This is a genomic window from Streptomyces sp. NPDC046925, assembly GCF_040644915.1.
In the GTDB taxonomy this organism is placed as follows: domain Bacteria; phylum Actinomycetota; class Actinomycetes; order Streptomycetales; family Streptomycetaceae; genus Streptomyces.
The window spans coordinates 240147-265155 of sequence record NZ_JBEYWZ010000012.1 but is presented as its reverse complement, the minus strand read 5'-3'; the positions used below and the strand labels follow the sequence as shown (position 1 = coordinate 265155).

Genomic DNA, 25009 nt, shown 5'->3' with positions numbered 1-25009 from the left:
GATTCCTTAGGGGGTTAGGAGACCGCTTCGTGCAGGCGGGCGGCCTGCTTGTCCTTGAGCGGGCCGATGGCCGACAGCGACGGGCGGTGGCCGAGGACCTCGCGGGCGACCTCACGGACGTCGTCCGGGGTGACCGCCGCGATCTTGGCCAGCATGTCGTCGACCGACATCTGCTCGCCCCAGCACAGCTCGCTCTTGCCGATACGGTTCATCAGCGCGCCGGTGTCCTCGAGGCCGAGGACGGTGGAGCCCGCGAGCTGGCCGATCGCGCGGCTGATCTCGTCGTCGCTCAGGCCGTTCTGCGCGACCTGGTCGAGTTCGTCGCGGCAGATCTTCAGTACGTCGTGCACCTGGCTCGGGCGGCAGCCCGCGTACACGCCGAAGAGGCCGGTGTCGGCGAAGCCCGAGGTGTACGAGTACACGCTGTAGGCGAGGCCGCGCTTCTCCCGGACCTCCTGGAAGAGGCGCGAGGACATGCCGCCGCCGAGCGCGGTGTTCAGGACGCCCATGGCCCAGCGGCGCTCGTCGGTGCGGGCCAGGCCCGGCATGCCGAGGATGACGTGGGCCTGCTCGGTCTTGCGGTTGATGACCTCGACGCGGCCCGCCGTGCGCAGAGCGCGGGAGCCCTGACGCGGGATGACCGGCGTCGCGTCGGTGCGGTGGAGGGCGCCCGCTTTCTCGAAGGCGGCGCGGACCTGTCGTACGACCTTGTTGTGGTCGACGTTGCCCGCGGCGGCGACGACCAGGTGGGTGGGGTCGTAGTGCTTCTTGTAGAAGCGGCGGATCCGCTCCGCGGTGAGGGCGTTGACCGTCTCCTCGGTGCCCAGGACCGGGCGGCCGAGCGGGGTGTCGCCGAGCATCGTGTGCGCGAACAGGTCGTGCACGCAGTCGCCCGGGTCGTCCTCGGTCATCGCGATCTCTTCGAGGATGACGCCGCGCTCGGCGTCGACGTCCTCCTGGAGGATCAGGGAGCCCGTCAGCATGTCGCAGACGACGTCGATGGCGAGCGGCAGATCGGTGTCGAGCACGCGCGCGTAGTAGCACGTGTACTCCTTCGCCGTGAACGCGTTCATCTCGCCGCCGACCGCGTCGAGCGCGGCCGAGATGTCGAGGGCGCTGCGCTTCTTGGTGCCCTTGAAGAGCAGGTGCTCCAGATAGTGCGTGGCGCCGTTCAGGGCCGGGGTCTCGTCGCGGGATCCGACGTTCGCCCAGATACCGAAGGTCGCGGAGCGTACGGAGGGCAGGGTCTCGGTGACGACACGCAGGCCGCCCGGCAGCGTCGTACGGCGGACCGTGCCGATGCCGTCCTTGCCCTTGAGGAGGGTTTGGGTACGGGCGACGGCCCGCCCCTCCGAAGAGGGGCGGGCCGTCGTCGTGGTGCTACGCGACGTCACTTGTCGGTGTCGTCCTTCTTGTCGTCGCCCTCTTCGCCCTCGACCACGGGGATGAGGGAGAGCTTGCCGCGGGAGTCGATCTCGGCGATCTCGACCTGGACCTTCTGGCCCACACCGAGGACGTCCTCGACGTTCTCCACGCGCTTGCCGCCGGCGAGCTTGCGGATCTGCGAGATGTGCAGCAGACCGTCCTTGCCCGGGAGCAGGGACACGAACGCACCGAAGGTCGTCGTCTTCACGACGGTGCCCAGGTAGCGCTCGCCGACCTCCGGCATGGTCGGGTTGGCGATGCCGTTGATCGTGGCGCGGGCGGCCTCGGCGGCCGGGCCGTCGGCAGCACCGATGTAGATGGTGCCGTCGTCCTCGATCGTGATGTCGGCGCCGGTGTCCTCCTGGATCTGGTTGATCATCTTGCCCTTCGGGCCGATGACCTCACCGATCTTGTCCACCGGGATCTTGACGGTGATGATGCGCGGCGCGTTCGGGGACATCTCGTCCGGAACGTCGATCGCCTCGTTCATCACGTCGAGGATGTGCAGACGCGCGTCGCGGGCCTGCTTCAGCGCGGCGGCCAGGACCGAGGCGGGGATGCCGTCGAGCTTGGTGTCGAGCTGGAGCGCGGTCACGAACTGCTTCGTACCGGCGACCTTGAAGTCCATGTCACCGAACGCGTCCTCCGCACCGAGGATGTCGGTGAGGGCGACGTAGTGCGTCTGGCCGTCGATCTCCTGGGAGATCAGACCCATGGCGATACCGGCGACGGCGGCCTTCAGCGGCACACCGGCGTTGAGCAGCGACATCGTGGAGGCACAGACCGAGCCCATGGACGTCGAGCCGTTCGAACCGAGGGCCTCGGAGACCTGACGGATCGCGTACGGGAACTCCTCGCGCGAGGGGAGCACCGGCACGATCGCGCGCTCGGCGAGCGCGCCGTGGCCGATCTCGCGGCGCTTGGGCGAACCGACGCGGCCGGTCTCGCCGACGGAGTACGGCGGGAAGTTGTAGTTGTGCATGTAGCGCTTGCGCGTCACCGGGGAGAGGGTGTCGAGCTGCTGCTCCATGCGGAGCATGTTGAGGGTGGTGACGCCCAGGATCTGGGTCTCGCCACGCTCGAACAGCGCCGAACCGTGCACGCGCGGGATGGCCTCGACCTCGGCGGCGAGCGTACGGATGTCCGTGACGCCACGGCCGTCGATGCGGACCTTGTCCTTGATGACGCGCTCGCGGACCAGCTTCTTGGTCAGCGCGCGGTAGGCACCGGAGATCTCCTTCTCGCGGCCCTCGAACTGCGGGAGCAGCTTCTCGGAGGCGATCTCCTTGACGCGGTCGAGCTCGGCCTCGCGCTCCTGCTTGCCGGCGATGGTCAGCGCCTGGGAGAGCTCCGACTTCACGGCGGCGGTCAGGGCCTCCAGGACGTCGTCCTGGTAGTCCAGGAAGACCGGGAACTCGCCGGTGGGCTTGGCGGCCTTGGCGGCGAGGTCCGACTGGGCCTTGCAGAGGGCCTTGATGAAGGGCTTCGCGGCCTCGAGACCGGCGGCGACGACCTCTTCGGTCGGGGCCTCGGCGCCGTCCTTGACCAGCTGGACGGTCTTCTCGGTGGCCTCGGCCTCGACCATCATGATCGCGACGTCGCCGTCCTCGAGGACGCGACCGGCGACGACCATGTCGAAGACGGCGTCCTCGAGCTCGGTGTGCGTCGGGAAGGCGACCCACTGGCCCTTGATGAGCGCCACGCGCGTGCCGCCGATCGGGCCCGAGAAGGGCAGGCCGGCCAGCTGCGTGGAGCAGGAGGCGGCGTTGATCGCGACCACGTCGTACAGGTGGTCGGGGTTGAGAGCCATGATCGTCTCGACGATCTGGATCTCGTTGCGCAGGCCCTTCTTGAAGGAAGGACGCAGCGGGCGGTCGATCAGGCGGCAGGTCAGGATCGCGTCCTCGGAGGGACGGCCCTCACGACGGAAGAACGAACCGGGGATCTTGCCCGCGGCGTACTGCCGCTCCTCGACGTCCACCGTGAGCGGGAAGAAGTCGAGCTGGTCCTTGGGCCGCTTGGAAGCGGAGGTGGCCGACAGCACCATGGTGTCGTCGTCCAGGTACGCGACGGCGGAGCCTGCGGCCTGCTTGGCCAGGCGGCCCGTCTCGAAGCGGATGGTGCGGGTGCCGAAAGTGCCGTTGTCGATAACAGCCTCGGCGTAGTGGGTCTCGTTCTCCACTAGCGTTTTCTCCGTTACTTGTCGTCTTTCGTCCCCCTGCCCGTGTGGCGCGGGGACTGTGGCGGAGAAGCGCTCCTACTGGTGCGGGCCGGTCTTCGATCGAAGCACCCGGGGGTACTCGATTGCTCGCGGCTCGATGCCCGAGCTTTCGCTGTACCCCGGGGGCCACTACCGAGGACCGGCGGCGGCTTTCCTTGAGGTGCGCTTCTCCTCGTTCGGTGTGACGTCGTCTCGTCGCCATGTGCGACGCCGTTACGTCTTCGAACCGTGCAGTCCGATTCTGCCCAGTCCGGTATGGGTGTGCGTATGACGTTGTGCGACCAGACTACAAAGCGGCGGTGACACTTCGCACGTAGAGCGTGCGTGCGTCACTGCCGGCACCGGTCGCGCATACAGCAAAGGGAGCGATCCCCTCTTGCGTGGGAACCGCCCCCTTCACGATGACTTACTTGGCGCCCGCCGCACCGCGACGGATGCCCAGACGGTCCACCAGCGCACGGAAGCGCTTGATGTCCTTCTTGGCCAGGTACTGCAGCAGGCGGCGACGCTGGCCGACCAGGATCAGCAGACCACGACGGGAGTGGTGGTCGTGCTTGTGGGTCTTGAGGTGCTCGGTCAGGTCCGAGATACGGCGGGAGAGCATGGCGACCTGGACCTCGGGGGAGCCGGTGTCGCCCTCCTTCTGGCCGAACTCGGTCATGATCTGCTTCTTCGTAGCGGCGTCGAGCGACACGCTTACTCCTCGTAGTCTTTTCGTGGCCACCGAGTGCCCCTGGTCTCAGTCTCAGGGGAGCTTCCGTAACTCGGGAGGCGAGGTCCGCTGGGCGCTGTCTCCAGGTCCTCAGCTGAGGGGGTCCGGGGACGCGTACACATACGGCCGCTACACAGGGTACCAGTCGGCGTCCGGAGGGCTGACCGGACGCCGACCGCACGCCGACGGCCCCCCATGGCTGCCGGCCTGCCGGGGCGGCGGTCCGTGGCTGTCGCCGTCAGGCCCCTTCGATGCCCAGGGCGCTGAGGGCCATCCCCTTCCAGGGTCCGTCCTTCTGCGCGGAGAGCTCTCTGGGGGCGAAGAAGACCCGGCCGTCCTCGATGATGATCTCGGTGTCCTCGGGGTCCTCCATGCCGATGCGGTCCGGCATGGCGAACAGGAGATACGGGGTCTCCTTGGCCGTACGCGGATCCAGGCTCACCACGGCGGCCGGTGCGATGCCGTCGTTGCTCGGCCGGAACGCGAGCAGCTTGCCGCCGCTCACGCGCAGCGGATACATCGGGCGATCCGGCTTCGAGTCGAACTTCTTGACGGTCTTTCCCGTGCGGAGGTCGTACGAGACGATCCAGTCGCCGTCCTCGAGCCCCTTCCCGGCGGTCGCGAGAAACAGCTGATCACGACCGACGACGATCGATTCGCACGACTCCACGGAGCCGAAGAGCGGCCGGTAGCAGTTGTCGACGAAACGGTCTTCCGGCATGTCGATGGTGGTCTGGTACTTGCCCCGGCCATTAAGGGTGATCAAGTCCGTCACGGCGATGTCGCCGGCCGAGACGGCGAGCACCGCGGGCTCGGACGAGACCAGGTAGACGCGCTGCACTCCGCGAGCCACCTTGTAGGTCCACTCCGCCTTGCCGGTCCCGGGCTTCAGCTTCTGGACCTTGAACTGGGGGTCCGCCTCGTCCCCGCACCGGACCAGGGCCAGCAGGGCGCGCCCTCCCGCGAAGCCAAGGTCCTCGCACTTCCCGGCGCCCGGGCTCGACCACAGCTGGCGCCCGCGCTTCATGTCGTACGCGACTGATCCATAGCTCCACGCGACGGCGACCGTGCCGCGCGTCATGGTCACGTTGGTGTTCGGCGCGAAGGCCTTCTTGGCGTCGGGCAGCGTCACCTGCCACAGCTTCTTGCCGGTGTTCAGGTCGACGAAGGCCAGTTGGGTGCAGGAGTACTCGTCCTTGGCGTCGTCGGCTTCGGAGTCCTTGTCTTTCTTGTCCTTGTCCTTCTTGCCCTTGTCTTTCTTGGACTTCTTGCCCTTGTCCTTCTTCTTGTCGTCCTTCTTCTTGTCGTTCTTCTTCTCGTCCTCGTCCGGCTTGTCCTCACGCTCCTGGAGGAGGACAGCCGTGCGGCCGTCGGCGGTGACGTGACGTGTGGTGTCACATATCGGGCCGCTCAGCTCGGTGCTCCAGTCCTCCTCGAACGTGCCGAACTTGAAGCCCTTGAGCTTGTTGCCGACTCCTCTGACGAAGTGCTTGTCCGTCGCCCACGCGCCGGGCGCGCCGACGGTTTCCTGCTTGAACCTCTTGCTGAACTCTTTCTCGTTGTCCTCGACGGCAAGACGGCCCTCCGGCGTCCGGGGGGTCTTCTCGACGGTGTCCCGGATGTCGTCCGGTGCCTGCGGGGCTGCCGTCGGCTTCTTCGCCGGCTCCGAATCGTCGTCGGCCACTGCCCAGAAGACACCGCCGCCCACGCACAGGACGGCCGCCAGCACACCGGCCAGCATCCTCGTACGACGCCTCTTGTTCGCCCTGTCCGCGGAGAGCGCGGACTGGGTGAAGGGTGAAGGGGATGGGCCGTAACTCATGCTGAGTGCCTTTCTTGCACAGGGCCGACCGGGATCAACTGATCGCTGGGAGCGCCTCATTGAACATCACCGGTACGACAGGTCGCGGTTCAGCAGGGGCGTACGGCCCGCGCGCAGCCCGGTCGGAACCCCTGGTGACCAGGTCATTGCGCTGCGTGGGAACCGACCGCCAAGTAGGCTGAGCCAACGGTTGGTTCGCTCATGTGGAAGGGGCCGCTGCACCATGGCCGAGGCACTGGACGAGGACGTCAAGGCTCGCAAGGAACGCGAGAAGAACGAGCTTTACGCTCTCGATATCTCCGGCGTTGAGTGGCACAGCGCACCGGGCACCGAAGCACACGAGGAGCGGGTCGAGATCGCGTACCTGCCGGCCGGCGCCGTGGCCATGCGGTCGTCGATCGAACCCGAGACGGTGCTGCGCTACACGGAGGCGGAGTGGCGGGCCTTTGTGCTCGGGGCCAGGGACGGGGAGTTCGATCTGGAGCCTGCGCCGGGGGATGGCGGCCGGGACGGGGACTGATCCGAGGGCCCTCTCAGCGGCGGGGTGACGTCGGGCGAGCCGGGGGGCCACATCGGGTGAGCTTACGAATTAGCCCGCAATTGTCGCTTGTTGATTAATTTGTCCGTCACGGTTTGGGATGCGGGGATCGCTCCTGTGGGGAGCGTGACGGAAAGGACAGCATTCGTGGGGTGGGCTGCCCTGCCGTGCCGGTGGTTTTGGTGATTAGGCTGGGACAGGGCGCGACGCCAGAACCCACGAGTGGGTCGTGCGCGTCCCCAACGGGGAGAGCCAAGGCGGATCGGACGACAGGAACGGTCGCCCCCCACCACGGCACGAGGGTGCTCGACCACATCAGGAGGCATTGTGAACAGCGATCGGGACGAGATCCGCGGGGGCTGGGATTCACCCGTCGATGATCAGTCCGACGCGGAGTCCGCTGCCGAGACGACGGGCGAGTTCACCATCGACTACGCCCCTCCTGCCTGGTACACGCAGAACGCGTCCGGCAGTGCGGGGGAGACTCCTTCGGCTTCGCCTGCGTCTCCGGCGACTCCCGCGTCTCCGGATACTCCTTCGTCTCCGGCCACTCCTGTACCTCCGGCCACTCCTGTACCTCCGGTGACGCCTCCGCCTGCTTCTCCGCCTGCGGCTTCCGTTGAGCCTGCCGCTCCGCCTGTTGCTCCTGAGCCTCCGGCTCCGCCCGTCGGATTTCCTTCTGCTGTGCCGAAGCTGCCCGTGGGGAGCGGGTTTCAGCCGCAGCAGCCCGAGCCTGCTTCGCCTCCGGCTGCGACTCCTTCCCCGGCTCCGGCTCCTTCCCCGGCTCCGGCTGGTTCCGAGGGTGGGGCGCCTTCGGGGGGTGCTGCGGACTGGGGTAGTGCCGTTGCTGGTGTTGCCTCCTCCGTCCATGTGACCGGTGTTGTGCCCAAGCCCGAGGTCGCGCCGGAGAAGCCTGAGGTCGCGCCCGAACCGGAGCCCGAGCCGGAGCCGGAGCATGCGTCCGCGTCGCCCGCTGTTGTCGAGCCCGTCGCCGACAGCAGTGGCGATCTGGAGAGCGGCGCCACCATGCGGTTCTCCGCCGTCGCGCTGAAGCGGGAGATCGAGGAACGCGCCGCCGCGGATGCTTCGCGGGACGACTCGGAGGAGGCCGGTTCTGCTCCCGCAGAGACCTCTGACGAGGAGGAGTCGGGCGAGTCGGTCACGGATGAGCCGGTCACGGATGAGCCGGTCACGGGTGAGTCGGTCACGGGTGAGTCGGAGTTCGCGTCGGATGCGGGTGAGCTTGGGCTTGGGCTTGCCGATGAGAGCGGTGTGTCCGGCGTCGACGGTGATTCACCTGTCGAGGAGCCTGCATCCGCCTCTGTTGGTGAGGGGAGCTTTGGCGTTGTCGAGGGAGTTTCCTCGGACGTCGATGACTCCGATGGGGCCGATGAGCCGGATGTTGCGGACGAGGTCCGGGATGCCGTTCCGCAGGACGCTGCTCCTCAGGACGCTGTGCCTGCTGAGCCCGTCGACGACGTGCAGGACTCCGTTTCGCCGTCCTGGACTCCGCCGCCCGCGCCGCACGGTGGGCTTCCGCCGCTGCCGCCCGCCTTCCAGCCCGCGGCGCCCACGTCAGCGCCGCAGTGGCCCGTTCCCGGCCAGGCTTCCGCCCCGCCGCCCGCGGAGCCGGCGCCTGCCGCCGAGCCGGAGCAGCAGCCGGTGCCGGAGCAGCCGCCGGTGCCGCAGCAGCAGGCCGAGCCCGCACCTGCGCCTGCCCCGGCGCCCGTACAGCCGCAGGCTCCTCAGATGGCGCCTCCTGCCTGGCCCTCGCCCACCGGGCCGGTGGCTCCTTCGCCGGTCGCGCCTCCGCCTGCCGCCGATGCTCCGGTGCCGCCGAGCGGGTACGGGTTCCCGCAGCAGGCCAGTGCTCCGGCACCGGCCCCTGCGCCGGCTCCCGCCCCCTCTCCCTCCCCCTCTCCCGTGGCGCCTGCTCCGGGGCCGGTGCCGGTGCCCGAAGCGGCCGTTCCGCCTGCCGGCTATGGGTTCCCGCAGGCCGGTGCGCCTGCTCCGGCACCCGCTCCGGCACCCGGTCCCGCCGCGCCGCCGCAGCAGGGCAGCTACGGATTCCCCCAGCAGGGGTCCGCTCCCGTCCCGCCCAGCGGTTACGGATTCCCGCAGCAAGGCGCCCCGGCTCCGGCCGCCCCCAACTCCCCAGCTCCACAGGGCAGTTACGGGTTCCCGCAGCAAGGCGCTCCGGCTCCGGCTCCGGCTCCGGCTCCGGCTCCGGCTCCGGCTGACCCCAACTCCCCCGCCCCGCAGGGCAGTTACGGGTTCCCGCAGCCGCCCGCGCCGCAGGCCCAGCAGCCGCTCCCGCCCGCCGTTGCCCAGCAGCAGCCGGCTCCGCAGGCGATGCCGCAGGCCCAGCCCCCGGCCCCCGCACAGCCCCAGCAGCCGCAGCAGCCCCTTCCGGCCCAGCAGCCGCCGCAGGCTCAGCCCCAGCCGCAGGCGCAGCCCCCGGCTCAGGGTCAGCCGCAGCCGCCCATCGATCCCCGTACCGGTGCCGCCTGGCCGCAGGCCGTGCAGCATGATCAGCGGGAGCGGACCAACCCCGGTGCGCCGCTTGGTTACACGGCCGCCGTCGAGCTGTCCTCCGACCGGCTGCTGCGCAACAACAAGCCGAAGGCCAAGAGCAGCCGCCCCGCGGGCGGCGGGTCCCGGTTCAAGCTCGGCGGCAAGAAGGAGGAGGCCGAGCGGCAGCGGAAGCTGGAGCTGATCCGCACACCGGTCCTGTCCTGCTACCGCATCGCCGTCATCAGCCTCAAGGGCGGCGTCGGCAAGACCACGACCACCACCGCGCTCGGCTCGACGCTGGCCACCGAGCGGCAGGACAAGATCCTCGCGATCGACGCCAACCCCGACGCCGGTACGCTCGGGCGCCGCGTGCGGCGCGAGACCGGGGCCACCATCCGTGACCTCGTCCAGGCGATCCCGTACCTCAACTCGTACATGGACATCCGGCGCTTCACCTCGCAGGCCGCGTCCGGGCTCGAGATCATCGCCAATGACGTGGACCCGGCCGTCTCGACCACGTTCAACGACGAGGATTACCGGCGCGCCATTGATGTGCTCGGGAAGCAGTATCCGATCATCCTGACCGACTCCGGTACGGGGCTGCTCTACAGCGCCATGCGGGGGGTTCTCGACCTCGCCGATCAGCTGATCATTATTTCGACGCCGTCCGTGGACGGGGCCAGCAGTGCGTCGACGACCTTGGACTGGTTGTCGGCCCATGGGTACGCCGATCTCGTCTCGCGGTCCATCACCGTCATCTCCGGTGTGCGCGAGACCGGCAAGATGATCAAGGTCGATGACATCGTGTCGCACTTCGAGACGCGGTGCCGGGGCGTTGTCGTCATTCCGTTCGACGAGCATCTCGCCGCCGGTGCTGAGGTCGACCTCGACATGATGCGGCCGAAGGTGCGGGAGGCGTACTTCAACCTCTCCGCGATGGTCGCCGAGGACTTTGTGCGGGCTCAGCAGCAGCAGGGGTTGTGGACGTCCGACGGGAATCCGCCGCCGGTCGTGGCTCCGCCCATGCCGGGGCAGGGTGGGTATCCGGGGCAGCAGGGGGCTGTTCCGGGGCAGCAGCCGTACGGGGGCGGACAGGGGCAGGGGCAGGCGCCGCAGCAGCCGTACGCTCCTCAGCAGCCGCAGCCGCCTCAGCCGCAGCCGCAACCGCCGCAGCAGCCCGGTGGGCAGCCCTATCCGCAGCAGCCGGGGGCTCCGCAGGGGTGGCAGAACGCGGCGCCTCCGCAGTCGCCTCCGCAGCCGGGGCCGGGGCAGCCGTTCCAAGCGCCTGCGCCTGCGCCTCAGGGGCAGCAGCCTCAGCCTCCGCAGCAGGGACAGCAGGGGCAGCAGCAGCAGCCGCCGGTTCAGCCCGGGCAGCCGTTCCAGCCCGGAGCTCCCTATCAGCCGCAGCCTCCGGCGCCGGAAGCGCCTCAGCAGTAGCCTGCGCTTGTCTCAGCTGGGCCCGTACCGAACCTCGGTGCGGGCCCAGTCCGTTTCTCCGGCACCCCGCGGCCTTCGTTGCCGAACAAGCTCTCCCTCCGCCCACCCGACTACCCGGCCCCGGCCAGGCACCGAAGGGAACGGAGGGCGGGTGGAGCTCCCCGCCCACCCCTCCCGCACCCCCCACCCCCACCTGCCCCTCCCCCCACCATCACCCCCCGACCAGCCACGCTTCACAGGTCTTGACCAATGCGGATGAAAAACGGGTCAACTCGTTATTTCCGCAGGCCACATGGGGTTCACCTGCCGTTGACTGGCGCAGACTGGCGCTGGTAAACACACTCATCAACCAGCTGGCGTTACTTGATCAACCAGCCATCTCTGCGCGAGCGATGACGCGAGGTCACCGACCCATGGACACACAAGATCAGCACGGCAGAACACGGTCTCACCGCACCACGAAGGCACCCCCCGGGGCACTCACCGAGGCGCGCACCAAAGCACTCACCGAGGCACGCACCGAGGCGTCCGCCAAGGCCCCCTCGAAGGTGTCCCGCAAGCCATCCCCACGCCTCCGTCTCCTCCTGGCAGGCGGCACCGCCGCCCTCGCCCTGACGGCGGGTCTCGCCTCTCCCCTGAACCCGGCGCCCCAACAGGCCGAGGCCAAGGCGGACGGCAAGAAGACCCTCACCGTCGCGGTGGCCCAGAGCGTCGACTCGCTCAGTCCCTTCCTCGCCCAGCGGCTGCTCAGCACCAGCATCCACCGGCTCACGTACGAGTACCTGACGAACTACGACGCCAAGGACAACCACGCGATCCCCGGCTTCGCCACCAAGTGGGAGCCCTCCGCGGACAAGCTGACCTGGACGTACACCATCCGGGACAACTCGAAGTGGTCGGACGGCAAGAAGGCGACCGCCGAGGACGCGGCCTGGACGTTCAACAAGCTGATGTCCAAGGAGGGCACCGCCACCGCCAACTCCGGGTTCGTCGCCAACTTCAAGAAGGTGACCGCCCCCAGCCCCACCAAGCTGGTCGTCGAGCTGAAGAAGCCGCAGGCCACCATGGCCGCCCTAGACGTGCCGATCGTTCCCAAGCATGTCTGGGAGAAGGTCGACGACGTCTCCAAGTACAACAACGACGACTCCTTCCCCATCGTCGGCAACGGCCCCTTCATCCTCACCGACTACAAGACCGACCAGTACGTGAAGCTGAAGGCCAACAAGGACTTCTGGCGCGGCGCGCCCAAGTTCGACGAGCTGGTCTTCAAGACGTACAAGGACCAGGACGCGGCCGTCGCGGCGCTCAAGAAGGGCGAGGTCTCCTTCGTGGCCGGCCAGCCCGCGCTGACGCCCGCTCAGGCCCGCGAGCTCAAGGGCACGGCGAACGTCAAAGTGAACGAGGGACCGGGGCGGCGCTTCTTCGCGCTCGCGACCAACCCCGGCGCCCAGACCCGCGACCGCAAGAAGTTCGGTGACGGCAACAAGGCGCTCCTGGACAAGAAGGTCCGCCAGGCGCTCTTCCTCTCCGTGGACCGTGAGGCGCTGGTCGACAAGGTCTTCCAGGGCCAGGCCGTCGAGGGCGAGGGCTACATCCCGCCGCGCTTCTCCGAGTACGCCTGGAAGCCGTCGGCCGACCAGAAGCTGTCGTACGACCCCAAGAGGGCGGCCCAACTCCTCGACGAGGCGGGCTACAAGAAGAACGGCGACGGCCGGCGCGTCGGCAAGGACGGGAAGCCGCTCGACTTCCGCATCCTCTGCCACGCCACCGACCCGAACGACAAGGCGGTCGGCAAGTATCTCAAGGAGTGGTGGGGCGATCTCGGTATCGGGCTCAAGGTCAACTGCCTCGATGACGTGTCCGTGCCCTGGTACGCGGGAGAGTACGACCTCGCGTTCGACGGCTGGTCGGTCAACCCCGACCCGGACTTCGTCCTCGGCATCCACTCCTGCGCCGCGCTCCCGGTGAAGGCCAAGGAGAGCGCCGCGACCGACAACTTCATCTGCGACAAGAAGTACGACGAGCTCTACAACAAGCAGCTGGCCGAGTACGACCCGGACAAGCGCGCTCAGACCGTCAAGGAAATGCAGTCCTGGCTCTACGACTCCGGGTACATGAACATCCTGGCGTACCCGAACGCCGTGGAGGCCTACCGCACCGACCAGATCAAGTCCATCACCACCATGCCGACGGCCGCCGGCAACATCTACGGTCAGGACGGTTACTGGTCCTGGTGGTCAGCGGTGCCCGCAGATGGGAAGAGTTCCTCCAAGGACGGAAGCTCGACCGGTGTCATCATCGGTATCGCCGCCGCCGCGGTGGTGCTCGTCGGCGGAGGAGTCCTGTTCGCCCTGCGCCGCCGTTCGACCGCAGAGGACCGCGAGTAACGCATGACCGCTGACAGCAATCCCGCACTGCTCGACACCGAGGGCACCGCGGTGACCGACGACCCGGCATTCGCCGGGCCGTCGGCCCGCGGGCCCCGGGCCCGGAACACCCGCGCCTATCTCCTGTACGTGGCGGGCAAGCTGGGCGGCGCCGCCGTCTCGCTGTTCGCCGTCCTCGTCACCAGCTTCTTCCTCTTCCGCCTCATCCCGGGTGACCCGGTGAAGCAGATGACCGGCGGAAAGCGCGTATCGGCCGAACAGCTGGACGCGATGCGCAAGGAGTTCGGCCTCGACCAGCCGATGATGACGCAGTTCTTCGACTACTGCGGCAAGGCCCTGACCGGCGACTTCGGCACCTCGTACCAGTTCCACACCCCGGTGATGGACAAGATCACCGCCGCGCTGCCCGCGACGCTCCTGCTCACCGGCACCGCGTTCGTGCTCTACACCCTCATCGGCATCTGGCTCGGCACCCGCACGGCCTGGCGCAACGGACAGCTCGGGGACCGCGTCCACACCGGCCTCGCGCTCACCCTCTACTCCGTGCCGTCGTTCTGGCTCGGGCTTCTCCTCATCATCACCTTCTCGGTGGGCGTGGGCCCCATTCCGGGGCTGTTCCCGACCGGCGGGCTCGAATCCGGTGGCGAGACGGGCGTCGCGTACGTCATCGACGTCGCGCACCACATGGTGCTGCCCGTCATCACCCTGGTGGCGGTGGGGTACGCGCAGACGCTGCTGGTCATGCGCTCGTCGCTGCTCGACGAGATGGGCAGCGACTATCTGACGACCGCCCGCGCCAAGGGGCTGCGGGACGATCTCGTACGGCGCCGCCATGCCGTCCCGAACGCGATGCTGCCCACCGTCACGCTGATGTTCGTGAACCTCGGCACGGTGGTGGCGGGCGCGATCCTCGTGGAGACCGTCTTCTCCTGGCCGGGGCTCGGCGGACTCTTCTACGCCGCGCTCAGCGTGCCCGACCTGCCCCTCGTCCAGGGCCTGTTCTTCATCTTCTCCGCTGCGGTGATCCTGATGAACACCCTGGCCGACGTGATCTATCCGTTGCTCGATCCCCGGGTGGGCCGATGACGACCGAATCCGCACCGACCACCCCGATCAAGAGCGCGCGGGCCCTCGCCCGTGCCCGCAGACGGCACTCGGCCGCCCGTTTCTGGCGCGAGTTCCGCACCCACCGGGCCGGTCTCTTCGGCCTGGCCGCGCTCGTCGTCATCGCGCTCATCGCCGTCTTCGCGCCGGTCCTGGTCGGCTCGGACGCGCAGAGCGTGACCGACGCGCCCGGCAAGCCCATGGAGTCGCCGAGCGGTGAATTCCCCCTCGGCACCGACCAGTTCGGGCGCGACCTGCTGGGCCTCCTGGTGTACGGCGCGCGGATGTCGCTGACCGTCGGGCTGCTCGCCGCCGTCCTCTCGGTGACCATCGGCACGCTCGTGGGGATCACCGCCGGGCACTTCAAGGGCTGGTACTCCACCGTCATCATGCGCGTCACCGACTGGTTCCTGGTGATGCCGACGCTGGTCCTTGCCATCGCGCTCGCCGCGGTGATGTCCGGCTCGATCTGGACGATCATCCTGGCGATCGGCGTGACGACCTGGCCGACGACCGCACGCCTGGTCCGCGCCCAGACGCTGGCGGTGGAATCCCGCCCGTACATCGAGCGCGCACAGGCCCTCGGCGGCGGCCACGGCCACATCATGAGCCGGCACGTCCTGCCCAACGTGATGCCGCTCGTCCTCGCGCAGACGACCCTCGTCATCTCCAACGCCATCCTCACCGAGGCGACGCTCGCCTTCCTGGGCCTGGGCGACCCCACCGGCGTCTCCTGGGGCGGGCTGCTCCAGGACGCGCGCGAGGCGGGCGCGGTCAGCGCGGGCGACTGGTGGTACCTCGCTCCGCCTGGACTCGCCATCGCCGTCGTGGCCCTGGCGTTCACGCTGTGCGGGCGCGCCGTGGAATCCGTGCTCAACCCCAGGCTGGGGGTCTCCCGTTGAGCAGTACGACCGAAGTAGTGACGGAGACCGAAGTGACGGAGCAGCGCCTCCTCGACGTAAGAAACCTCGAAGTGACGTACGCGTCCGGGGCGGCCGCCGTGCGCGGCGTGAACCTCTCGGTGGACGCGGGCCAGAAGCTCGGCGTGGCCGGCGAGTCCGGCTGCGGGAAGTCGACGCTCGCCCTCGCGCTGCTGCGGCTGCTGCCCGCGGGCACGAAGGTGACCGGCGAGGTCCTGCTCGACGGCGAGGACGTCCTCGCCATGAAGTGGGGCCAGGTGCGCGCGGTCCGCTGGGCGGGCGCGTCGATCGTCTTCCAGGGCGCGATGCACTCGCTCAACGCCGTGCACCGCATCGGGGACCAGATCACCGAGCCGATCCTGCTGCACAAGAAGGCGACACCGGCGGCCGCGCGGAAGAAGGCCGGTGAACTGCTCGAACAGGTGGGCCTTCCCGCCGCCCGCGCGGAGGCGTACCCGCACGAGCTGTCGGGCGGTCAGCGCCAGCGCGTGATGATCGCGATGGCGCTCGCCTGCGACCCGCGCCTGATCATCGCCGACGAGCCGACGACGGCCCTCGACGTGATGATCCAGGCGCAGATCCTGCGCCTGATCGAGCAGCTCGTGGCCGAGCAGGACCTGGGCCTGATCATGATCAGCCATGACCTCGCGGTGCTCTCCGACACCTGCGACCGGCTCGCGGTGATGTACGCGGGCCGCGTCGTCGAGGAGGGCCCGGCCTCGGAGGTCTACGAGAACGCCCGGCACCCGTACGGGAAGGCCCTGTCCGCGGCCTTCCCGCGCATCGGCGACGCGACGTCCCGCTTCGCGCCGCGCGGTCTGCCCGGCGACCCGCCCGACCCGTCCGCGCTCCCCACGGGCTGTACGTTCCACCCGCGCTGCGCGGTCGCCCTCGACTCCTGCACCACGGAGGACCAGGTACTGCGGGACGCGGGCCCCCGGCACCGCGCTGCGTGCGTGCACGCGGGCGCGCAGCTCCCGGCGCAGCCGACCTCGGCACCGGCGACGGCGGAGCGGACGCCGTGAGCGCCGCCGGGTCCCGGCGAAGGGCCCCCGCGAGCGCCGACGAGCCCCGACAGATCACGCACAGAGGAGCAGCGACGCATGACCACCGATGATCCCCTGCGCTCGGCTGATCCCCTGTTGTCGGCGGGCGATCTGCACATCACGTTCCCCGGCCGCCGCGGCGCACCGCCCGCGCGGGCCGTGGACGGCGTCGACCTCGACATCAAGCCGGGCGAGATCGTGGCCCTGGTCGGCGAGTCGGGTTGCGGCAAGACGACCCTGGCCCGTTCCCTGCTCGGCCTGGTCTCCCCCACGTCCGGCAAGGTGACCTTCGGCGGCAAGCCGCTCGACTACGCGGGCCGCGCCCTGAAGGCGTACCGCAAGCGCGTCCAGCTGGTCCTCCAGGATCCCAGCGGCTCCCTGAATCCGCGCCACACGGTGTACGAGGCCGTGGCGGAGGGGCTGCGCATCCACGGGTACGGGGGCGACGAGCGGGCCGCGGTGGCCGATGCCCTGTCACGGGCGGGTCTGCGCCCTCCGGAGCGGTTCTTCCTGCGCTATCCGCACGAGCTGTCGGGCGGTCAGCGCCAGCGTGTCGTCATCGCGGGCGCGCTTGTCCTGGAGCCCGAACTGATCGTCGCCGACGAGCCGGTGGCCTCGCTCGACGCGTCCGTACGGGGCGAGATCCTCGCTCTGCTGCTCAGGCTCCGCGAGGAACTGGGCCTGTCCGCCCTGGTGGTGACGCACGACCTGGGCCTGGCGTGGAACATCGCCGACCGGGTCGCCGTGATGTATCTGGGCCGGATCGTGGAGACAGGGACGGTGGAGGAAGTCCTGACGTCGCCTCAGCACCCGTACACGCAGGCTCTGTTGTCGGTGCTTCCGGAGGCTCCCGGCGATCCGGTGGTGCTCACGGGTGAGCCGCCGGACCCGTCCCGCATCCCGGGCGGCTGCCGCTTCCACGCCCGCTGCCAGGTGCTCGCCTCGGGCGAGGCGGAGCGGGCGGGGGTGGCGGATCGCTGCCGGACGGAGGATCTGCCGGTGCTGTCCGGCGGGGGCGAGACGCAGGTGGCGTGCCACTGGGCGGCGGCGCGCCTCAGTCCGTCCGGAGTCTGATCGAGATCGCGCTCGTACGAACGGCCGGGGTGAAACGGCGAATCCCGTGGCGGATCGTTACCTCTTGCACGTACGGGTGATACGCGGCCTATGGGGCGTGAGCGGTGGGGAGTTACAGATCGGTTCGGTTCGATCACGGACCGTAAGCAGCTCCACCGAACTCCACCGAAGCGAAGGAGATTTTCCATGCGCCGTTCCGCCGCCGTCATCCTCGGGGCCGTCGCACTGCTGGGGGCCCTTGCCACGCCGGCGAGCGCCATCCCGGACCCCGTGGGGACCGTCGACTGCCTGACGCAGTCGGCCGGTGACGTCACCTCGCTCGTCGACCCGGCGAGCCCGAGTGTCCCGTCCGAGGTGCCGGGCGCGGCGTGCCTCGCCCCGTGATCCGAGCAGTCTGAACACACCTGGCAGTCTGAACACACCTGCTTCGTTCCGTACGCGCGCGGCCGCCCGGGACCCGCGCGCGTGCGGAACGAGCACGAACGGCCGGGCGTGTCAGCCCCACCTGTATCCGTCCCCGAAGTTGAGGGTGTGCTCCAGCACGTCCTCCATCGGGTCGTCGATCTGGCCGGTGCTGATCAGCGAGACGTTGGGGCCGTTGTGCGAGTCGCGGTTCGTCTCGTCGGCGTGCGCCGCACCGGAACACAGGACGGACGGCACCGCCGCCACCGCCGCGATCAGCGCCCAACGGGATGTGCTCTGGACCCAACTGCGGTTCACTGCAGCCTCCTTGGACCGTACGGATGCGGTCCGCCGATCGCGTCCCGCTCGCCGTGCGTAACCGCGGCGCGGCCCAGAAGTCACCGACGATCATACGAAAGGGTCGTCGCACGCCGGGGATCATGCGTAGCCCGTGTGGGCTAACCCGACGGCCTCGGCCCCTCCCCACCCGCCGGAAGAACCCGACAGAGGAACCCGGCAAAGAACCGCAAGAAAGCAGAGATCGCATGCGTCACCGCCGCGTCCTGGCCTTCACCCTGCTCGCAACCCTCGCCCTGTCCGTCACCGCGATCACCGCGTCGGCCTCGGCGGCGCAGCACAGGGGGCCCTACGCCACCCCGCTGCCGCCGGTCGAGTCGCTGGTCACCGAGGGAGTCACCGTCGAAGGCCCGCTGGTCAACAACATCAACCTGCCGCAGCTCCGGTAGGCGGGAGGCTCTACTCCGGGGCGGCTTCGACCAGTTCGCGGGAGCGCTTCACGTCGTCCGCCATGGCGACGAGCAGTTCGTCGATGGACTCGAACTTCGCCTGGCCGCGCACGAAGGCCAGGAAGTCGACGGCGACGTGCAGCCCGTACAGGTCGAGGCCGACGCGGTCGATCGCGTAGGCCTCGACCGTCCGCTCCGTCCCGTCGAACTGCGGGTTCGTCCCGACGGAGATCGCCGCGGGCATCGCCTCGCCCTGGGCGTGCAGCCATCCCGCGTAGACGCCGTCGGCGGGGATGGCGGTGTGCGGCAGTGTCTCCACGTTTGCGGTGGGGTAGCCCAGTTCGCGTCCGCGCTGCGCACCCCGTACGACGACGCCCTCGACGCGGTGCGGACGGCCGAGGATCTCCGCCGCGCCCTTCACGTCGCCCTCGGCGACCAGGCGCCGGGTGAGGGTCGAGGAGAAGGGATCGCCGCCGCCCGCCTCGCCGCTCACGAACAGGTCGATGACGTCGACCTCGTAGTCGTACGTCGCGCCGAGCTCGGTCAGGAAGGCGACGTTGCCCGCGGCCTTGTGGCCGAAGCGGAAGTTGGGGCCCTCGACGACCAGACGCGCGTGCAACTTGTCGACGAGGACCTTCACGACGAAGTCGGCGGGCGACAGCTTCGAGAACTCCGTGGTGAACGGAAGGATCAGGAGCGCGTCCACGCCGAGGTCGGCCATGAGTTCGGCGCGCCGGTGGTGCGGGGCGAGCAGCGGCGGGTGGCTGCCGGGGCGCACGACCTCGGAGGGGTGCGGGTCGAAGGTGACGACCACGGCGGGCACGCCGAGCTCACGGGCGCGTGCCACCGCACGGCCGATGATCAGCTGGTGTCCGCGGTGTACGCCGTCGTAGGAACCGATGGTGACGACGCTGCGCCCCCAGTCCTGGGGGATGTCCGCCAAGCCACGCCAGCGCTGCACTGTCTTTGCTCCTCGCCGAACCTGTGTACGTCTGGGTACGTCCCATTGCCGATTGCGCAGGTCTAAGACTGCCATGCCCGCGCGGTCGGGATCGCATCGGAGGGGGTGGCGGGGGTCACGCGGGGACACGCGCTCCGGCGAGGTTCTCGATCATGCGGCGGGAGCTGGGACCGACCAGGGCCGACCAGTCCTGCGGGTCCGCGCACATCCACCGGGCGACCAGGGCGGAGAAGCCCGGCACGGAACGGGCGAGCTCGACCAGACGCCGGTCGAAGCACGTTGCGCCCTCCGGGGTGCGGACGAGCAGGACGCCGGTGCGGTGCACGAGGTCGCGGACCCGTTCCACGTCGTCGCCGCCCGCCACGGCGCAGAGCACGGCGTCCAGGACTTCGGGCTCCCGCTCCCGGTCGAGCAGTACGTCCAGGAGCTCGGTCCGCAGGGTGCGCGAGGCGGGGGTGCCGGGGGCGGCGACGACCCCGGCGAGGGCGGCCCGCACCGGGGGCGGGCGGTGCCGCAGCAGGCCGGTGACCAGCGGCAGGAGAACGGCGCGGGCGCCGGGCCCCTGCTCGAACCGCAGGTCTAGGTAGGCGGCCACGTGCCCCGCCAGGTCGGGGCGCAGCTCGAGCACGTCGCGTACGAGATCGGCGATCCGCCGGGCGAGCAGGGGGTCCGTCACGTCGGCCAGGCTCCGCAGTACGTCTCCCGGTGCGGGGCCCGGCCCGTACAGCCGGGTCCGGAAGGCTGCGAGCACCTGCTCCGGGTGGGTGTCCAGGGCAGCGATCAGTGCGCTCGCGGGGAGCTGCGGGTCGCCGGCGGTGAAGCGCTTGAGGGCGGGCGGCAGATGACGGGCGCGGGTCTGCGGGTCCTGTACGAGGAGGGCGAGGGCGGCGCCGTGCAGGGTGTCGTCCGAGGTGCGGGCGAGCAGCGCGAAGGCCGTGTACCGCAGGAGCCTGCGGTCGGCGTCCGTGGCGGCGTGCGGGGCGGCGCGCAGGCCGTAGGCGACGGCGGCGACATGGCGTGCGGGGCGTTCGTCGTGGACCCAGCGGTCCACCGCGCGGCAGACGGCGGAGGGTTCCTCCTCCGCGAGGGCGGCGAGCAGTTCGTCGGCGCGGGGGTGCGCGCAGTCGACCAGGATCTCGATGAGGGCGTCGATGCCTCGGTGGCGGTGGGTGTGCAGGAGTGCCTGCGCCGCCGATGCGACGGTGGCGTCGGGGGTGGCTTTCAGGGGGCGTTCGTCGCTGAACCACCGGGTCAGCTGTGGCTGGACTTCGGCGGGGTTCCGTGCCAGGAGCTCCGCCACCGCGTCGAGGCAGCGGCCCTGCGGAGGGCCTGGCGGGGGGCCGGGCGGGGGGTCGTGGATCACTGCCGTGCGCAGGAGGTCGAAGCGGTCGGTGTCGGTGAGGGGCAGGGCGAGCCAGAACTCGGCGGGGTAGCCGCGCTCCTTGGCCAGTTCGCCGAGCAGCCCGAGGTAGGGGCGGGCGTCCCCCACCCGCAAGAGGGTCTCCCTGACCAGGTGGTCGGCCCACCACCGGGCATCGCCCTCTGCCCCGGGCGGTGCGGGATCGTGGCCCGTGTCCCCCGTCCCGTCGGCGTCCGACGGCGCCGGAGCGCTGCCCGCGCTCCCCGGTTCGTCGGCACCCGGCGCCAGGGGTTGTGCCCGCCCTTCCCCGAGCTCCCGGCTCCGCTCCAGCAGGGGAGGCCCCCATCGCCCTGCGGGACGCGCGCTCACGACGCGGGCGACTTGGCCGTCGCCGCCGACGGGGGTCGATGTGCCGGGCGCCGGGGAAGACGCCGTGAACTCCGCCAAGTCCCGAAGCCGCGCTTCCAGTTCCGCGGGCCCCCGCTGGCGCCCCAGGAACAGCAGGGCCTGGATCACGGGGCCGATCCGGTGCCGGGGCACCGGCAGGGACGCCTCCCCCGGCACCGCCGCACGGTGCCGGTGCACGAGGGACCACAGCGCCCCCTCCACATCCAGATGCATCCCCTGGATCCAGTCGGCGAGCTCCTCGTGCGCGAAGCGGTACCCGTCCCCGGCAGGGACGAGCAGCCCCTCCGTGAGGACCGCGGACGCCCACCCCGACCCCCACGGGAACACGTCCTCGAACGCCGCCCGGTCGAGCTCCCCCTGCCCCGGCCCCAGCGACCGCCGGGCGGCCTCGTGCACCTGCCCGGACACCTTCGCCGCGAGGCGCCGTACGGCCGTGCCCCGGAGTCCGCTCGCCGCCGCGAGCCGCACCGCCACCCGCAGGCACAGCACGTCGAGGTAGGCCTCGAAGATCTCCTCGCGGTCCGGGCGCCCCGGCGGCGGCTCGTCCGGCAGGGCCGCCCGCACCTCGGCGAGCAGCCGCAGGGCGAGGGGATGCCGCGCGTCGGCCGCGGCGAGCGCTCCGTCCGGGATGCCGTACCGCGCGCGGGCGGTCCGCGCCTGCCGCTCGGGCAGATCCCCCAGCTGCACGCATCCCGCCGAGAGCGCCGCGGGAAAGTACGCCCCGGCCTGCTCCCAGTACTCGGCCCGGCAGCCCACCACGAGCCGCGCGCCCGTCTCCCGCAGCCAATCGGCCGTGCCCGCGCTCCACTCCGCGAGCCGGTGGGCCAGGACCGGCGGCATCTCCTCGGGCCCGTCGAGCAGCAGCAACAACGCCCGCCCCTCGTCCCGCACGAGCCGCGCGACCCGCCCCGCGGAGATGTCCCCGAGGCCGTCCTCCGCTTCGGCGAGCGACCCGTCCGCGGCCTCCAGGATCCGCCCGGCCCGCTCAAGGGCCCGCTCCACGGCGTCGCCCACTCCCGTGTCCCCGCCCTGGAGGTCGGCGCCGCGCAGCCACAGCGTGGGGGCCGGTTCGGTGCCCCGCGCGCGGCAGGCGGCCAGGGCGGTGAGTTCCGTCGTACGGCCCGTGCCGGGGTCGCCGACGAGACCGAGCACCTGTGCGGGTCCAGCGGTGAATGCGGTCAACTCCCTTGTGGTGTCGGGGCGTTCGACCGGTTCGAGGAGGGCGGGCCGCGGTCCGTCGGAGCCCACCGAGGTCGCCGCCAGGTGCAGCGCACCCGCCAGGTTCAGATCGCGGCCGTACGCGGGAACGGTCGCTCCGTTGCGGGCAAGGAGCTCGGCGAGCGGCCCTCCCGGATCGGCGGCGGCAGCCTCCCGCAGCGGCACGGCGAACCCGGCCGCACTGTGCTCGCCGTGCAGCGCGGTCCCGAGGACGGCGAGCACCGCGCCGGACGAGACGTCGACGACCGGACCGCCCGCGGCCCCGCCCCCGAGCCGCAGCGCATCGGCGCCGTCCGTGCCGATCGCCAGCTCCATGGCGCCGTCGATCAGATGGAAACGGTCCGTCGCGGTGTACGTCACCGGCGCCGGGCCGAGGACCCGCGCCTCACGCCTGCCGCGCGCGACGAGGTGTACGTAGGTGCCGACGGGGACGGCGTCGCGGACCGTGACGGGCAGCGGGCGCAGGCCGAGCCCCTCCGTGCGGACGAGGGCCAGGTCGGCTTCGGGGAGGGCCACCACGGCGTCGGCGCTCGCCACGCAGACGCGCTCCCCCGCCGCGTGCAGCACGAGCCGCGCGAGACCGTCGACGGCTTCATGGCTGGTGATCACCGTGCCGTGGTCGTCGGCGGCGAATCCCATCCCGCGCGGGCGCCCGGCGAGATCGCAGATCCGCACCAGGGCACGGTCGAGCGCCGTCGGGTCACTTTGTCCCGCCATGCCCGAACCTCCCGCGAACGCCCCGTTCTACTGACCGTAGGTCGGCGGTGATCAGCAGGACAGAACGCGTCACGAACGCGCCCCCTTCCGCTCCCTCATTTCACTCCGAGCGCCCACCTGATGGGGTGAATCGGCAGGGCGCGATGGATACAACATGAGGTGGGGGGAGTCGCCGTGGAGCGGCGCGCTGCCACACGCACAGCTGTCCGCCGCTCCACGGCGAAGACCCGCGAACGGGATGCCTCGGGCTCCCCGGAGAAGAGACTCTCAGGCGAAGACGGCCAGGCTCTTGGCCTTGCCCTTCAGCTCCTCGGCCAGGACCAGGAACCGGCCCTCCGGGTCGAAGACGGCGACGGCGCCGACTCCCGCGTACTCCCCCGGCATCTCGATCCGTACGCCGTTGAGCAGCAGCCGCGCCCGCTTCTCGTCCACGTCCCAGCGCGGGAACGCGGCGGCGGCCGCGTCGGCCACCGGCATCACCGTCAGCTCCTCCTGGAGCTGGTCGATGGTCTTGGCGGAGTCCAGCTTGTACGGCCCGACGCGCGTGCGCCGCAGCGCCGTCAGATGGCCGCCGACCCCGAGATCCGCGCCGAGGTCGCGGGCGAGGGCGCGGATGTACGTCCCCGACGAGCAGACCACCGACACGACCAGGTCGAGTACGGGGGTGCCGTCCTCGGCGACGGCGTCCCTGACGTCGTACACCGTGAAGGCGGAGATCTTCACCGGGCGGGCGGGGATCTCGAAGTCCTCGCCCTCGCGCGCCCTGGTGTACGACCGCTTGCCGTCGATCTTGATGGCGCTGACCTTCGACGGCACCTGCATGATGTCGCCGGAGAGCTTGGCGATGCCCGCGTCGATGGCATCGCGCTTGATGCCCGAGGCGTCGGCGGACGAGGTGAGCTCTCCCTCGGCGTCGTCCGTGACCGTGTTCTGGCCGAGCCGGATCGTGCCGAGGTACTCCTTCTCCGTCAGCGCGAGGTGGCCGAGGAGTTTGGTCGCCCGCTCGACCCCGAGGACGAGAACGCCCGTCGCCATGGGGTCCAGGGTGCCCGCGTGGCCGACGCGGCGGGTCTTGGCGATCCCGCGCATCTTGGCCACCACGTCATGCGAAGTGAAGCCGGACGGCTTGTCGACGATGACAAGGCCGTCCGGCGTCTTGTTGCCGGTGTTGCTCATGCGCGGGCGTCGCCGTCCGTTTCGTCGTCGGACTCGTCCTCGGGCTTGCGGTACGGGTCGGCCCCGCCGGCGAACTCGGCGCCCGCGGACACCTCGCGCACCTTCTCGTCCGAGATGCGGGCCTTGTCGAGGAGGTCCTCGATGGCCCGTGCGTTGTCCGGCAGCGCGTCCGCCACGAAGGTGAGGCTCGGGGTGAACTTCACGCCCGCCGCCGCACCGACCGCCGAACGGAGGACGCCCTTGGCGCTCTCCAGGCCGGCGGCGGCCGACGCGCGGTCCTCGTCGTCCCCGTAGACCGTGTAGAAGACGGTCGCCTCCCGCAGGTCACCCGTGACCCGGGTGTCCGTGATGGTCACATGCGTACCGAGCCGCGGGTCCTTGATCCCGCGCTGCAGCTTCTGGGCAACCACCTCTCGGATGAGGTCCGCCAGCCTTTTCGCCCGCGCGTTGTCGGCCACTGCTCCGTCTCCTTCTTCGCCTTGCTGTGCAATCAGTCTTCGTCGCCGTGGAGCCTGCGTCGAACGGAGAGCAGCTCCACCTCGGGACGGGCGGCGACCATGCGCTCGCACCGGTCCAGTACGTCGGTGAGGTGCCCCGTCTCCCCGGAGACCAGCGCCAGGCCGATCTCGGCCCTGCGATGGAGGTCCTGGTTCCCCGTCTCCGCCGCGCTCACCGCGTACTTGCGGATGAGTTCGGCGACGATCGGGCGGACGACGGAGCGTTTCTCCTTCAGCGAGCGAACGTCGCCGAGGAGCAGATCGAAGGACAGAGTCCCCACATACATGTGTGTCCGGATGTCCCGCCGGTTCGGGGTCGCGCCC

19 protein-coding genes are annotated in these 25009 nt (G+C 70.3%); 9 read left to right on the top strand and 10 right to left on the bottom strand.

Annotated features, from left to right (window positions below):
* Nucleotides 1-14 precede the first annotated feature (14 nt).
* From ABZ906_RS36400 to ABZ906_RS36385, 4 genes are all read right to left on the bottom strand, one after another.
* Entirely contained in the window at nt 15-1394 is a 1380-nt protein-coding gene (locus ABZ906_RS36400) for a pitrilysin family protein (RefSeq protein ID WP_361390115.1), read from the bottom strand.
* Entirely contained in the window at nt 1391-3607 is a 2217-nt protein-coding gene (locus tag ABZ906_RS36395) for a polyribonucleotide nucleotidyltransferase (protein ID WP_361193881.1), read from the bottom strand. Before ABZ906_RS36395 ends, ABZ906_RS36400 begins: the two co-directional genes overlap by 4 nt.
* Nucleotides 3608-4052: 445 nt before the next feature.
* Nucleotides 4053-4340, bottom strand: coding sequence for a 30S ribosomal protein S15 (gene rpsO / locus ABZ906_RS36390; RefSeq protein ID WP_160507553.1), 288 nt, complete (start codon nt 4338-4340; stop codon nt 4053-4055).
* Between the two features lie 256 nt (nt 4341-4596).
* Nucleotides 4597-6180, bottom strand: a complete 1584-nt coding sequence (locus ABZ906_RS36385; protein WP_361390113.1) for a PQQ-binding-like beta-propeller repeat protein — start codon at nt 6178-6180, stop codon at nt 4597-4599.
* Between the two features lie 223 nt (nt 6181-6403).
* Between ABZ906_RS36385 and ABZ906_RS36380 the strand changes: the two genes are divergently transcribed.
* The 8 genes from ABZ906_RS36380 (at nt 6404) to ABZ906_RS36345 (ending at nt 17584) form a co-directional block, all read left to right on the top strand.
* Nucleotides 6404-6700 (top strand): DUF397 domain-containing protein, encoded by a 297-nt coding sequence (locus ABZ906_RS36380; RefSeq protein WP_361390111.1) that lies wholly within the window; start codon nt 6404-6406, stop codon nt 6698-6700.
* Between the two features lie 345 nt (nt 6701-7045).
* Nucleotides 7046-10669, top strand: a complete 3624-nt coding sequence (locus ABZ906_RS36375) for an SCO5717 family growth-regulating ATPase (protein ID WP_361390109.1) — start codon at nt 7046-7048, stop codon at nt 10667-10669.
* A gap of 413 nt (nt 10670-11082) precedes the next feature.
* Entirely contained in the window at nt 11083-13056 is a 1974-nt protein-coding gene (locus ABZ906_RS36370) for an ABC transporter substrate-binding protein (RefSeq protein ID WP_361390107.1), read from the top strand.
* 3 nt (nt 13057-13059) lie between these two features.
* Nucleotides 13060-14142: an ABC transporter permease gene (locus ABZ906_RS36365; protein WP_361193895.1), complete on the top strand. Its 1083-nt coding sequence runs from the start codon at nt 13060-13062 to the stop codon at nt 14140-14142.
* Nucleotides 14139-15062 (top strand): ABC transporter permease, encoded by a 924-nt coding sequence (locus ABZ906_RS36360; protein WP_361193898.1) that lies wholly within the window; start codon nt 14139-14141, stop codon nt 15060-15062. Before ABZ906_RS36365 ends, ABZ906_RS36360 begins: the two co-directional genes overlap by 4 nt.
* Nucleotides 15063-15079: 17 nt before the next feature.
* The gene (locus ABZ906_RS36355; RefSeq protein WP_361193901.1) at nt 15080-16105 is read left to right on the top strand and encodes an ABC transporter ATP-binding protein; all 1026 of its coding nucleotides are present in this window, start codon (nt 15080-15082) and stop codon (nt 16103-16105) included.
* 78 nt (nt 16106-16183) lie between these two features.
* A complete protein-coding gene (locus ABZ906_RS36350; RefSeq protein ID WP_361390105.1) occupies nt 16184-17200 on the top strand; it encodes an ABC transporter ATP-binding protein in 1017 nt (338 codons plus the stop codon).
* Between the two features lie 186 nt (nt 17201-17386).
* Nucleotides 17387-17584, top strand: coding sequence for a hypothetical protein (locus ABZ906_RS36345; protein ID WP_361390103.1), 198 nt, complete (start codon nt 17387-17389; stop codon nt 17582-17584).
* 111 nt (nt 17585-17695) lie between these two features.
* Here ABZ906_RS36345 and ABZ906_RS36340 read toward each other — a convergent pair whose 3' ends face one another.
* Nucleotides 17696-17881 (bottom strand): hypothetical protein, encoded by a 186-nt coding sequence (locus tag ABZ906_RS36340; RefSeq protein WP_361194325.1) that lies wholly within the window; start codon nt 17879-17881, stop codon nt 17696-17698.
* A gap of 266 nt (nt 17882-18147) precedes the next feature.
* Between ABZ906_RS36340 and ABZ906_RS36335 the strand changes: the two genes are divergently transcribed.
* A complete protein-coding gene (locus tag ABZ906_RS36335; RefSeq protein ID WP_361390101.1) occupies nt 18148-18348 on the top strand; it encodes a hypothetical protein in 201 nt (66 codons plus the stop codon).
* Nucleotides 18349-18358: 10 nt separating this feature from the next.
* Here the strand turns inward: ABZ906_RS36335 and ABZ906_RS36330 are convergent, their stop codons facing one another.
* The 5 genes from ABZ906_RS36330 to ABZ906_RS36310 all read right to left on the bottom strand — a co-directional run bounded on the left by ABZ906_RS36330 (nt 18359) and on the right by ABZ906_RS36310 (nt 24972).
* Nucleotides 18359-19309 (bottom strand): bifunctional riboflavin kinase/FAD synthetase, encoded by a 951-nt coding sequence (locus tag ABZ906_RS36330; protein WP_361193912.1) that lies wholly within the window; start codon nt 19307-19309, stop codon nt 18359-18361.
* Nucleotides 19310-19424: 115 nt separating this feature from the next.
* Nucleotides 19425-23012, bottom strand: a complete 3588-nt coding sequence (locus ABZ906_RS36325; protein WP_361390099.1) for a trypsin-like peptidase domain-containing protein — start codon at nt 23010-23012, stop codon at nt 19425-19427.
* A gap of 267 nt (nt 23013-23279) precedes the next feature.
* The gene (gene truB / locus ABZ906_RS36320; RefSeq protein WP_361193917.1) at nt 23280-24188 is read right to left on the bottom strand and encodes a tRNA pseudouridine(55) synthase TruB; all 909 of its coding nucleotides are present in this window, start codon (nt 24186-24188) and stop codon (nt 23280-23282) included.
* On the bottom strand, nt 24185-24646 hold the full coding sequence (gene rbfA, locus ABZ906_RS36315) for a 30S ribosome-binding factor RbfA (RefSeq protein WP_361193919.1): 462 nt from the start codon (nt 24644-24646) through the stop codon (nt 24185-24187). Before rbfA ends, truB begins: the two co-directional genes overlap by 4 nt.
* A 32-nt stretch (nt 24647-24678) precedes the next feature.
* A complete protein-coding gene (locus ABZ906_RS36310; protein WP_190084823.1) occupies nt 24679-24972 on the bottom strand; it encodes a DUF503 domain-containing protein in 294 nt (97 codons plus the stop codon).
* Between the last annotated feature and the right edge of the window lie 37 nt (nt 24973-25009).

Bases quoted from the DNA above. Each gene is read 5' to 3' on its own strand.
- ABZ906_RS36385 (WP_361390113.1), bottom strand. From the start codon at position 6,180: ATGAGTTACGGCCCATCCCCTTCACCCTTCACCCAGTCCGCGCTCTCC.
- ABZ906_RS36380 (WP_361390111.1), top strand. From the start codon at position 6,404: ATGGCCGAGGCACTGGACGAGGACGTCAAGGCTCGCAAGGAACGCGAG.
- ABZ906_RS36370 (WP_361390107.1), top strand. From the start codon at position 11,083: ATGGACACACAAGATCAGCACGGCAGAACACGGTCTCACCGCACCACG.
- ABZ906_RS36365 (WP_361193895.1), top strand. From the start codon at position 13,060: ATGACCGCTGACAGCAATCCCGCACTGCTCGACACCGAGGGCACCGCG.
- ABZ906_RS36360 (WP_361193898.1), top strand. From the start codon at position 14,139: ATGACGACCGAATCCGCACCGACCACCCCGATCAAGAGCGCGCGGGCC.
- ABZ906_RS36350 (WP_361390105.1), top strand. From the start codon at position 16,184: ATGACCACCGATGATCCCCTGCGCTCGGCTGATCCCCTGTTGTCGGCG.
- ABZ906_RS36345 (WP_361390103.1), top strand. From the start codon at position 17,387: ATGCGCCGTTCCGCCGCCGTCATCCTCGGGGCCGTCGCACTGCTGGGG.
- ABZ906_RS36335 (WP_361390101.1), top strand. From the start codon at position 18,148: ATGCGTCACCGCCGCGTCCTGGCCTTCACCCTGCTCGCAACCCTCGCC.
- ABZ906_RS36325 (WP_361390099.1), bottom strand. From the start codon at position 23,012: ATGGCGGGACAAAGTGACCCGACGGCGCTCGACCGTGCCCTGGTGCGG.
- truB (WP_361193917.1), bottom strand. From the start codon at position 24,188: ATGAGCAACACCGGCAACAAGACGCCGGACGGCCTTGTCATCGTCGAC.
- ABZ906_RS36310 (WP_190084823.1), bottom strand. From the start codon at position 24,972: ATGTATGTGGGGACTCTGTCCTTCGATCTGCTCCTCGGCGACGTTCGC.